At 62.3% G+C, this 10,708-nt stretch carries 10 protein-coding genes; 3 read left to right on the top strand and 7 right to left on the bottom strand.

What is annotated here, in order from left to right; genetic code table 11:
• A partial coding sequence (locus tag RR842_RS08750; RefSeq protein ID WP_332729493.1) for an FAD-binding protein occupies window positions 1–747 on the top strand: 747 nt, incomplete at its 5' end.
• A 112-nt stretch (window positions 748–859) separates the two neighbouring features.
• On the opposite strand, the gene hemW is transcribed toward RR842_RS08750, so the two are convergent.
• The 4 genes from hemW to lepA are packed head-to-tail and all read right to left on the bottom strand — an operon-like array spanning window position 860 to window position 5,052.
• Window positions 860–1,972 carry a radical SAM family heme chaperone HemW gene (hemW, locus tag RR842_RS08745; RefSeq protein WP_332729492.1) on the bottom strand — a complete coding sequence of 371 codons (1,113 nt, stop codon included), beginning with the start codon at window positions 1,970–1,972 and terminating at the stop codon, window positions 860–862.
• A 6-nt stretch (window positions 1,973–1,978) separates the two neighbouring features.
• On the bottom strand, window positions 1,979–2,959 hold the full coding sequence (gene dusB / locus RR842_RS08740) for a tRNA dihydrouridine synthase DusB (RefSeq protein WP_332729491.1): 981 nt from the start codon (window positions 2,957–2,959) through the stop codon (window positions 1,979–1,981).
• A gap of 47 nt (window positions 2,960–3,006) precedes the next feature.
• Window positions 3,007–3,201, bottom strand: coding sequence for a hypothetical protein (locus RR842_RS08735; protein ID WP_332512753.1), 195 nt, complete (start codon window positions 3,199–3,201; stop codon window positions 3,007–3,009).
• Between the two features lie 45 nt (window positions 3,202–3,246).
• Window positions 3,247–5,052: a translation elongation factor 4 gene (lepA, locus tag RR842_RS08730; RefSeq protein WP_332517751.1), complete on the bottom strand. Its 1,806-nt coding sequence runs from the start codon at window positions 5,050–5,052 to the stop codon at window positions 3,247–3,249.
• A gap of 296 nt (window positions 5,053–5,348) precedes the next feature.
• Here lepA and RR842_RS08725 point away from each other — a divergent pair, with 296 nt between their 5' ends.
• Both RR842_RS08725 and rpsT read left to right on the top strand, forming a co-directional pair.
• Window positions 5,349–5,888, top strand: coding sequence for a rubrerythrin (locus RR842_RS08725; protein WP_332729490.1), 540 nt, complete (start codon window positions 5,349–5,351; stop codon window positions 5,886–5,888).
• A 503-nt stretch (window positions 5,889–6,391) separates the two neighbouring features.
• On the top strand, window positions 6,392–6,919 hold the full coding sequence (gene rpsT / locus RR842_RS08720) for a 30S ribosomal protein S20 (RefSeq protein WP_332553776.1): 528 nt from the start codon (window positions 6,392–6,394) through the stop codon (window positions 6,917–6,919).
• A 125-nt stretch (window positions 6,920–7,044) separates the two neighbouring features.
• On the opposite strand, the gene holA is transcribed toward rpsT, so the two are convergent.
• The 3 genes from holA to RR842_RS08705 form a co-directional block, all read right to left on the bottom strand.
• Window positions 7,045–8,016 carry a DNA polymerase III subunit delta gene (holA, locus tag RR842_RS08715; protein ID WP_332729489.1) on the bottom strand — a complete coding sequence of 324 codons (972 nt, stop codon included), beginning with the start codon at window positions 8,014–8,016 and terminating at the stop codon, window positions 7,045–7,047.
• Between the two features lie 20 nt (window positions 8,017–8,036).
• Window positions 8,037–10,355, bottom strand: coding sequence for a ComEC/Rec2 family competence protein (locus RR842_RS08710; RefSeq protein WP_332729488.1), 2,319 nt, complete (start codon window positions 10,353–10,355; stop codon window positions 8,037–8,039).
• 10 nt (window positions 10,356–10,365) lie between these two features.
• Window positions 10,366–10,708: helix-hairpin-helix domain-containing protein (locus RR842_RS08705; RefSeq protein WP_332729487.1), on the bottom strand; the 343-nt coding region annotated here is incomplete at its 5' end.

The raw sequence follows: 10,708 nt of genomic DNA, 5'->3' as shown, positions 1-10,708 counted from the left end.
TTCGGCATAGGCTATCCCTCTTCCGAAGGGGACGGCCTCGTGGCCGCATCGAATGCAGGGGCGCTGCTCTCTCATACCAACGACATGATGTGCGTCCTTAAAGACTACACCATCATGAAAGACCATAGCGGGACATCGGCCAGCGCCAATGTCAACGGCTTCACGAACCTTCCGAACATGATACTGGTGGGAAGCGCCGGCAAGCGCTTCACCAACGAAGGCGACATGGGATACATGAGCCAAAACCTGAACGACCCCGTATTCGATCAGATACACCGTGACGGCACCGGATACGTATGGCAGGTCTCCGACGAGGCGGCCGTGGCGGCAACCGGCGGAAAGACCAAGCGCGGGAAGAACCTTGAGTACGTCAAAGGCGGGAGTGCTGAGGAACTGGCGGCAAACATGGGCGTCGATGCCGTTGGCCTCGCTGACACCATCGATACCTACAACCGTGCTGTGGATGCCGGATTCGACAAGGAATTCGGCCGCGTTCCAACCCAAAAGCTCGCTGCGCCCTTTGTGGCACTGCCGGTCGTGCCGTGCCAGATCATCACCTATGGCGGCGTAGTGCGCAACGAGAGCGGCGAAGTGGTCAGGGCAGACACTACCCCGATCCCCGGATTGTTCATAGGCGGAGAGGCAAGCTGCAATTCAGCCTACATGGGCTTCACGTTGTCTAATTGCTTCACTTGGGGGCGCATAGGCGGCAAAGGAGCCGCCGATTACATCACTGCGGCGAACTAGCCCCCCAGCGTACTACGGCAGCTTAGGAGCCGCGTGATCCTAAGCCTCGCCCCTGCCCAACCCCTGTCTCGACACCGAGGCGGGGGTTGGGGCCCTACCGCGAGCCCGCTCCCTACGGGGTCAGGTCGAAAAGACACCCGTACAGCTCGTTGCCGCAAAGCCAACCGTGCTCGGTGGGGCGCCAACGGCCGTCTGCGTGCACAACCAAGCCCTCCCCTGCCAGCTCCGCAAAAGCCTCGTGCGCTTCCGGCAGCAGCTGCGCCGCCTGCTCCACCTGCTCGTCGGATACGCCGCAGGTCATACGCATGCCCAGCATGAGGTCCTCGGCGGCCATCGAGGCCAGACCTAGGTCGTCGGTCACCTGGCCGTCTTGCGTGCGCATGCGCCGGTCTGCATTCTGGGTCATCGTGGCGGCCGAGCGACCGATCCCCAGGTAGGGCACGCCGGTCCAGTAGGCGATATTGTGGCGACATGCGAAGCCGGGGCGTGCGTAGCTTGCCACCTCGTAGCGCTCGAAGCCCTCCTCGGACAACACACGTGCAGCTATCTCCATATGCGCCGCCTCGACATCGTCGTCCGGCTCCTCCAACGCGCCTTTCAGCACCGCCTGCTCAAAGGCGGTATGCGGTTCGATGGTAAGCGGGTACACGCTCACGTGCGCAACGCCCAAGCGCACGGCCTCGCGCACGCTGTCCTCGAAGCTCTGCTCGCTCTGTCCAGGGATGCCGCACATCAAGTCCACGCTCACGTTCTCGAAGCGCGTGAGCGCCGCCTCGATAGCACGGCGCGCGTCGTCGGACGTATGGGCCCGTCCGAGCGTGCGTAGTACCTCGTCGTCGAGGCTCTGCACGCCAATGGACAGGCGGTTCACTCCCAGTGCCCAGATATCGCGCACCATGCGCTCGGTCAGGCTCTCGGGGTTCGCCTCCATCGTGCACTCCACCTCGGGCGTCAGGTGCATCGAAAGCGACAGGGTGTACAACAGGTTGGACAACCGAGCCAGCCCCACATAACTCGGCGTGCCGCCGCCCACGTACACCGTCTTGAGGGCGCCGAGCTCCCCTTCTTTCGCCTTACGACGTATCTGCAGCACCATATCCTCGACGTACGCATCGATCTCGGGGCTGTCGGCGCTTACCGCCGCCGTGGAGAAGTCGCAGTACCCGCACCGCTTCACGCAGAACGGCAGATGCAGGTAGAGCGCCTTGTAAGGATCGTGCGGCATAGTGTCTCAGCCTCTCGCTTCATGGTCTCGGATGCATTCCAGCAGCTCGTCGAAAACCCGGTCGAAGTCTTCCAGGGTCACGCAAGCGTTGATCCTCTCCCGGGCCACCGCGGCCCCGGGAAGACCCGCCATATACCACATGGCATGCTTGCGCATGCGCACGATGTTACGCCCTTGGCGCTCAAAGAGCAGCCGGGCATGACGTCGCGCCATGTCGATGCGCTCGCCGGCAGAGGGCGCATCCGGCTCGGGATCTCCCGCCAACGCCGCTTTGGCCTGCGCGAACAACCAGGGGTTTCCCTCGGCCCCGCGCGCGATCATCACCGCATCGACACCCGTGCGCTGCACGAGGGCCACGGCATCGGCCCCGGTGCGCACGTCACCGTTGCCCACCACCGGAACACCGACCGCACGCTTCACTCGCGCGATCGCATCCCATTCGGCACGCCCTCGGTACAGCTGCTCGGCAAAGCGCCCGTGTACAGCAAGGGCCACCGCACCCGCCTCTTCCATGCGCCGGGCGAACTCCACGCAGGTTTCGTCGCCCTCGGCCCAACCCCGACGGAACTTCACCGTCACCGGATGCTTCACCGCAGCCGTCACCGCGCCCACGATGGCGACCGCCAGCTCGGGGTCGCGCATCAGCGCCGAGCCGTCCCCCTTCGAGGTGATTTTGCGGGCCGGGCAGCCCATGTTGATGTCCAGGTAGGCGAGGGAATCCCCCATCTCGTCTTCGATCCAAGCCGCCTGCGCCGCCATCGTGTCGGGCTCATGGCCGAACAACTGCACTGCCACCTGATCCTCGGCAGGGGCCAGGCGCAGCAGGTGGCGCGTCTTCTCGTTGGCGTAGGAAAGCCCTTTCGCCGACACCATCTCGGTGTAGGTAAGATCGGCTCCCTGTTCGCGGCAAAGCGTGCGCAAGGCCTCGTCGCTCACGCCCGCCATAGGTGCCAGCAAAAGGCGGTGCTGTCGGAAGAAGTCGTGCATCTTGATTTCAGGCGTCCCTCACTAGATTTCGGACAGAAAACCCTGGCTTACGAGGCCAGGACATCGAGCATGCTCACGGCTGCGAATACTAGCAAACCGACGATGGCAACCACCACAACGAGGCACCCGCAGCCAAGCGCCATCTTGTTGCCGCCCGAAGTTGCCGCCTGCGTCTGGTCCTGTGCGGCCTTCTTCTCGTCGAACGGATCGTCGAGCCAGTCGAATTCTTGCTTGCGTGCCATATCCCTACCTGCCTTAAGGCTCGGCGCCGATGCGCGCGATCAAGCCTAGTCGTCAACCTTCAGTATGGCCATGAAGGCCTCTTGCGGTACTTCCACGTTGCCGATGTTCTTCATGCGCTTCTTGCCGGCCTTTTGCTTTTCCAGCAGCTTACGCTTGCGACTGATATCGCCGCCGTAGCACTTCGCGAGAACGTCCTTGCGCTTGGCCTTCACCGTCTCGCGCGACAGCACGCGTCCACCGATGGCAGCCTGGATGGGTACCTCGAACATCTGGCGCGGAATGATCTCTTTGAGCTTCTCCGTGAGCACGCGCCCACGGTCGTAGGCCTTGTCCTTGTGCACGATGAACGACAGCGCGTCGATCGGCTTGCCCGACAGCAGGATGTCCAGCTTCACCAGCTTGGAGGGCCTGTAGCCATCGAACTCGTAGTCGAGGCTCGCATACCCCTTCGTGTTGGACTTCAGACGGTCGAAGTAGTCCATGATCAGCTCGGAAAGCGGGATATCCCAGATTAGCTCCACCGTCGTCGGCGATAGGTAGTTCATGGTGACGAACGTACCGCGTCGCGCCACCGTCAGGTCCATGACCGCGCCCACGTAGTCGGGAGGGATGAGTATCTTGGCTTTTAGGTACGGCTCCTCGATATGCTCGATCTCGCCGGGGTCGGGCATCTCCTGCGGAGAGTGCAAGGACAGCATCTCGCCGCCCGCCCGGAACACGTGGTACTCCACGCTCGGAGCCGTGGCCAGCAGGTCAAGGCTGAACTCGCGCTCAAGGCGCTCCTTGATGACCTCCATGTGCAACAGCCCCAAAAACCCCACACGGAAGCCGAAGCCGAGCGCATGGGACTTCTCCGGCTCCCAGGCAAGCGCCGGGTCGTTCAGGGCCAGCTTCTCAAGCGCCTCTTTGAGCGGCTCGTACTGGTCGCCTTCGAGGGGGAACAGGCCGGTGAACACCATAGGCTTTGCCTCGCGATAGCCCGGAAGGGGCTCGTCCACACCCCGCGCCAACGAAGTGATAGTGTCGCCTACCTTGACCTGGCTCACATCCTTCAGGCCGGTGACCAGGTAGCCCACCTCTCCCACCCCGAGTGCGGGCATGGGCGTCTCCACCGGGCGGCGGGCACCCACTTCCTCCACCAAGGCCTCGGTCTTAGTGGCCAGCATGCGGATGCGGTCGCCCTTCTTCATAGAGCCGTCCACCACACGCACCAGCGCCACCACACCACGGTACGCATCGAAGTACGAGTCGAAGATAAGGGCGCGCAAGGGCGCCTCCGCATCGCCCACAGGAGCTGGTATGTTGTACACCACGGCTTCCAGCAGATCATGTACGCCCACGCCGGTCTTGCCCGAAGCCAGCACCGCGTCGTCGGCGGGAATGGCTAGGCCCTCTTCGATCTCCTCGCGCACGCGCTCGGGCTCGGCGGCGGGCAAGTCTATCTTGTTGATCAGGGGAATGATCTCCAGGTTCGCATTCATAGCCAGCATGGCGTTGGCCACGGTCTGGGCCTCAACGCCCTGCGTGGCATCCACCACCAGCACCGCGCCCTCGCAAGCGGCCAAGGATCGGCTCACCTCGTAGGTGAAGTCCACGTGTCCCGGCGTGTCTATCAAGTTGAACTGGTAGGTCTGGCCGTCATCGGCAGCATAGTCCACGCGCACGGCTTGGCTTTTGATGGTGATGCCGCGCTCGCGCTCGATGTCCATGCTGTCCAGCAGCTGCGCCTGCATGTCGCGGTGCGCCACCGTGCCGGTCTGCTCCAAGATGCGGTCGGACAACGTCGATTTGCCGTGGTCGATATGCGCAATGATAGAGAAATTGCGTATGAGGTTCGGATCGGTGCTCATCGGTTCCGTTTCTTCGGGTTTTGGTCGTAGTTCGCCCATGATAGCGCATGTGCGTCCCCCTGCGCCCCTTTTCCAGACGAAGTGCACTTGTTCGCACTTGTCCAACGCCCGAATACACAGGTTCGCTACCAAGGAGGCCAATACCTGTCGAAGACTCAAGGGCTGTCCAATTGCTATAAAAATAGTCTAAATAAAGAATGTCCGGCAGCATTCCCTTCCTGCGTAGATTACTATTGCATGCACGTAGAAAACGACACGCAACAGGCGGCGGCAACGTCGCAGAAGGGGGAACCATCATGGAGTTGAAGGGCACGCAAACCGAGAAGAACCTGATAACTGCATTTGCCGGCGAATCGCAGGCGCACACGAAGTACGCTTACTACGCGAGCCAGGCGAAGAAGGACGGCTACGTCCAGATCCAGAACATCTTCCTCGAAACGTCCAAGAACGAGAAAGAACATGCAAAGCTCTGGTTCAAGGCGCTTCACGGAGGCGAAGTTCCCACCACGCTCGAAAACCTTGCCGACGCCGCAGCTGGCGAGAACGAAGAGTGGACCGAAATGTACGCCGAGTTCGCCGAGACCGCCCGCGCCGAAGGCTTCGCCGACCTAGCCGAGCTTCTCGACGGCGTGGCGGCCGTCGAGAAGGAGCACGAGGAGCGCTACCGCCAGCTTATCGAGCGCATCAACGCCGGAGAGGTGTTCAAGCGCGGCGAGGTGTACGCCTGGAAGTGCAACAACTGCGGCCACATCCACTTCGGCACCGAAGCGCCCGAGGTATGCCCCGTCTGCGACCACGGCCGCGAGCATTTCGAGATCCGCTGCGAGAACTACTAGGCTTACGTACGATCACCGGCAACGCTTGGTATGCCGGGAACCACGAGGCCCCTCCCTGCTTCGATCAGGAGGGGCCTCGTGGCATCAGGTTCCGTATCTCGGCCAGCATGAAAAGCAGCGCCTCTACGTAGATAAATCCACGTATCCATCTTTTTTCGGAAAAAAGAGCCAGCATCTGGTATCCTAACAAATTGCGTATTCAGCGATACGAACGTGCGACGGGTATCCGTCGCCAATCCGCAGACGTGGCTGCACTTGAGGATTCGTCAAGCTGAGTGACCGACTGGTCTAGCGAAACAGAGAAATCCCGCCTGTTTCCTTTTATCGCACGGCTTCCCCGCTTTATGCGGGTGCCGGGATCCTTCATGGGTCTTTGCGAGGCTTTTTGGCACTGGGTATCTTGATGCACCTGCGGTTGCACCGCATGCGGACAGACTGGAAACGCAGGAAAACGAAGGTTTCGCGAAGAACCGAAAACAAGATCCATTGGAGGAAGAACCAGCATGGCGAACATCAAGAGCCAAAAGAAGCGCATCATCACCAACGAGAAATCCCGTATGCGCAATCGCGCAGTGAAGTCCGAGCTGAAAACCGCGATCCGTCGCGTCAAGGATGCTGTTGCCGCCGAGAACGGTGCCGAGGCTTATGCTGCCGCCATGGCCGCCTGCCGCCTCATGGACAAAGCTGCTTCGAAGGGCGTTATCCACAAGAACCAGGCTTCCAACCGCAAGAGCGGCATCATGCTGCTCGTCAAGGACATCGCAACCGATGCCGATCGCGCCGCTTACGTGAAGCCGGCCAAAAAAGAGCAGAACACCGGCTCCAAGAAGGCTGCTGCCAAGGTCGAGCGCGTAGCGGCCATGAAGGCTGCTTCCGCCGAGAAGGCCAAGCGCCGCGAGAAGTCCCAGAAGGACGAGGCTGCTGCTGCCAAGCGCAAGGCCAAGGAAGCCGAAGAGGCTGCCAAAGCTGAGGCTGAGGCTGCTGCCGCCGAAGCTGCCGCGGCTCCTGCTGAGGAAGCTGCCGCAGAATAACGCATGCTCTTGGATCGCCCGCGATCCATCCGCATATCAAGGAAGAAAAAGCCCCGTTTCCGGGGCTTTTTCGATTATGTGGTACGCCCGGCGATACGCAGCATCCGGAGCAGATGACAGCTGCCTTAGCGCGTCGTTACCGAAAGCACCCAATCGAGGAAAGCGGCATCGGGATCGGTTCCGCTTTTCATGGCGCGTTCGGTATCGCGCGCGGAGGCGAACGCGTTGCGCAGATCCTCAGACGAGAACGCACGCGCCCAGGCAGCATGGTTTTTACAGCGCCAATCCGGCATCTTCAGGGCAGCGGCCACACCACGCGCGTTGCCGCGGGTAGCCATCGCCTTTGCGCATACCAGCTCGCGCAGGCGTGTCGTGCACATAGCCAGCAAGGCATGGGACGACACCGACCCCATGCGCCCCAAGTACAGCAGGCACTTGTTCGTGTCGCGTGATGAGAACGCATCCACGAACTCCCAGGGCTTCACCTCAGCCGTACGGCTGACCAAGCCCATGATCTCATGCTCGTTCACTGCATCGGTGCCCCGATGTGCCAGCGCGATCTTTTTCAGCTCGTTGTCCAGATGAATCGTGTCCTCGCCCACCAGCTCCACCAGTTGCACGGCGGCGCCTTCGGTGAGCGTAACGCCATGGCCGGTGGCCATGGCGCGCACGGTCTTTGGCAGTTCGTAGCGTTTGAGGGGTGTGCAGTCTATAATCGCCGACTTGCCCAAAACGGAGACGGCCTTGTACAGCCGCGTGTTCTTCGCCAGCTTCTCGGCGACCAACGCCAGCACCGTAGTCTCGCTCGGCGAGGATAGGTAGGCAACCAGCGCTTCGGCATCCGCCTTCTTCAGCTTGTCGGCTCCACGTACTTCCACTAGGCGCACCGGACTGGCGAAGGGAACGGTGTTGCAAGCCGAGACGATACTTTCGCCGGCGGCGGTCTCACCGGCAAACTCGTCGGAGTTGAACGACAGGTCACCGAGCGCCGACAAGCGAGCACGCAGGCGCTTCATGACCGTGTCGCGCTTGAGTGCATCCTCGCCGACAACCAGGTAGGCCGGCAGCAGTGCATCTTTTTTCTTGTTCTCAGGCATGCCCAGCATTCTACCGCAGCTCACCTGACCACGATGCCCTCTGCGCGCAATTCGCACGAAACATCCCCCGCTTCGTCGGTGCGCTCGATACGCGCTCCCACCGCTGCAAGCTCCTGTATCGTTTTGTCGGCTGGATGCCCATAGCGGTTGCCCGCACCAACACTGACCAAGGCCACGCGCGGGGAAAGGACAGCAGCCAGTTCGGGGGTGAGCGCGTTCTTCGATCCATGGTGCCCCACCTTCAGGATGTCAACCCGACCGACCTTTCCCTGCGCCACCATCTCGGCCAACTCCGCATGCTCCGCATCGCCCGTGAACAGCGCCGACATATCAGGCGCACCGTCGCCATCTGCATCGGCACGAGCTAGCAGGCATACGCTGTCGGCGTTACCGCCCTCCTCGGCGAAGGCTTCGGGCCAGATGACGCTCAAGTTGAAGACTCCGGCACGGAGGCCGGCACCCACTGCAAGACCCTCCACCCTATCCTTTCCGACCAGGGCTTCCGCAGACCGACGAAGGGAAGCGCACGCGTCGCAAGGACAGGTAAGCGCATCTTGCGCAAGCAGCACGCGCCCCACCTGAACCGTGCCCTTCAAGGAGGAGAGCGAGCCGCAATGATCGTCGTCGCCATGGGTCACCACGACAGCATCCAGCCGATATGCACCGTGGCGCGCAAGGGCCTCACGCAGAAGCCTGTCCTGATTGCCGGTATCCACCAGCACGGCAGCACCCTGGCTGCGCACCAGAAACGCATCGCCCTGGCCAACGTTCAGCATGACGATCTTGTCGCCGGCAAAGCCCGGTACGACGAAAGCTACCCCGAGGGCAGTCGCAACAGCGGCGGCTGCCAAGCCTCCCGCAAGAAGCAACCGGGGCTTCGGCCACCAAAGCCAAAGCCCCACAGAGCCCACGACAGTACAGACCATGGCCGCGGCCAAAGGCACGGCTACAGGAATACTCGCGAACGGCATCTCCGCGCAGAAACGCACGACAGCGCACAAGGCGTCTGCCACAAAACCCGTTGCACCTACCAACGGCATGCCAAGATACGGCGCGAAGACGGCGACCAACGATGCGACGAGGCCGCCTGCGCAAGCAAGGGGAAACAGGGGTGCCGTCAGTATGTTCGCCAGCGGGGCCACCAGGGATACTTGAGAGAACAGCGCCGAGGAAAGCGGCTGGGCCATGATGCTCGACGCAGCCGTCAGCGCCAGCGCCTCGGCGGCAAAACGCGGAAGCCGTGCGAGCCGCCCAATCCAAGTTGCAGCCAGGCCCGCGAACAGCACGATGCCCAGCGTGGAGAGCGCGGAGAGAGCGAACGACACCGACAAAGCGGCAGGAGCCGATGTCGCTACAATTGCGATGATGCATACCGCCAGCGCATTCAAGCTGGAGGGCCTTCGCCCTGCAAAGAACGAGGTCATGCCTGCCACCGTCATGACCGCTGCACGCACAGCCGAGACGGGAGCTGCTGAAAGCACCAGATAGCAGAGGATCAGCACCATCTGCATGCCTACGGAAAACGCGCGCGGTGCTCGCGCGGCCCTCAGCACGGCTCCGACAAGCGCGCATATAATGACAAGATGCGCACCCGATACGGCAATTACATGAGCGAGGCCTGCCACCTTGAAGGCCTCGTACACGTCGGTTCCGTCGAGGCCCGAACGCGCACCGCAGACAAGCGCCTGCAAAACCGCAGCACGCTCGCCTCCTTGGGCTCCCAGGGCGTCGATCGCCTGGGCCCGCACCGCCAGCAACGCGCCGAAAAGGTCGTGGCGCTCGACGACCTCAACGTTGCGCACCGTCCCTGTCGCAGCAATACCGCGCTGCCAGCAGTATTCTGCCGCCTTACCTGCCGGAGCAGCGAGGGAGGCTTCGGCTTGGAAGACATCGCCGTAGCGTACCGGCTGCCCCCTGTCGTCGAAACGAAGCCTCGCCTCGACGGTACGGCCGTCTTCCAAGCGCGTTCGGGCGACGCACTGCATGCCGTAGAGGCCCTCCGATGAGTCTTCGACAGCCTCGAATCTCATACGGGCCGCAGGCTCGCACGATGCTAGGCGTTGCGCCGCCTGCAAATCAACCGCACCAGCGCATCCACAGACAACGCCTGCACACAAGCCGAGCAGAGCGCACCAGGCAAGCGCCGTACGGCGCTTCCACAGCAGTATTGCCGCAGCTATCGTTGCGACAAGCGAAACGACGCCGACAACGAGAACAGCCTCGCCTGCGCACTCCCGAGCAAGTGAGAACGTTGCCGCGCACGACGCCCAGAGGCAAAGCGCGCAGGCGAGCACCGGAGGAATGCCCGGACGCACGGACAAGGAAGGCGGCTTGTGCATGCGACGACCCTCATCCGACGCTGATCGCATCGGCCAGTGCGGCGAACTTTTTATCGCCGATACCCGCCACGCGCTTCAAATCCTCGACCGTCTTGAACGGCCCGTTCGCTTCCCGATCCGCGATGATCTTCTCGGCGGTCGAGGCCCCGACGCCCGGCAGCGTATCGAGCTGCACCGCAGAGGCGGTGTTGATGTTGACCCTGCCTCCTCCCGCAAGTGCGCCCGCGCTGCCTGCTGTCCCACCCGTAAGCGATCCTGCTGCCGTATCGCCAGCAGCCGCGGCAGCCCTATCCGCCTCGCTGGGAACAAGCACCTGCTCGCCGTCGGCCACCTCACGTGCTAGATTGAGGGAA

This window comes from Gordonibacter sp. (assembly GCF_036667095.1).
Lineage (GTDB): Bacteria > Actinomycetota > Coriobacteriia > Coriobacteriales > Eggerthellaceae > Gordonibacter.
Note: the sequence above shows the minus strand (reverse complement) of the source record. Positions and strands in the feature narration are given on the sequence as shown.

Bases quoted from the DNA above. Each gene is read 5' to 3' on its own strand.
- dusB (WP_332729491.1), bottom strand. From the start codon at position 2,959: ATGCACGACTTCTTCCGACAGCACCGCCTTTTGCTGGCACCTATGGCG.
- RR842_RS08710 (WP_332729488.1), bottom strand. From the start codon at position 10,355: ATGCACAAGCCGCCTTCCTTGTCCGTGCGTCCGGGCATTCCTCCGGTG.
- RR842_RS08735 (WP_332512753.1), bottom strand. From the start codon at position 3,201: ATGGCACGCAAGCAAGAATTCGACTGGCTCGACGATCCGTTCGACGAG.
- lepA (WP_332517751.1), bottom strand. From the start codon at position 5,052: ATGAGCACCGATCCGAACCTCATACGCAATTTCTCTATCATTGCGCAT.
- RR842_RS08725 (WP_332729490.1), top strand. From the start codon at position 5,349: ATGGAGTTGAAGGGCACGCAAACCGAGAAGAACCTGATAACTGCATTT.
- rpsT (WP_332553776.1), top strand. From the start codon at position 6,392: ATGGCGAACATCAAGAGCCAAAAGAAGCGCATCATCACCAACGAGAAA.
- holA (WP_332729489.1), bottom strand. From the start codon at position 8,016: ATGCCTGAGAACAAGAAAAAAGATGCACTGCTGCCGGCCTACCTGGTT.
- hemW (WP_332729492.1), bottom strand. From the start codon at position 1,972: ATGCCGCACGATCCTTACAAGGCGCTCTACCTGCATCTGCCGTTCTGC.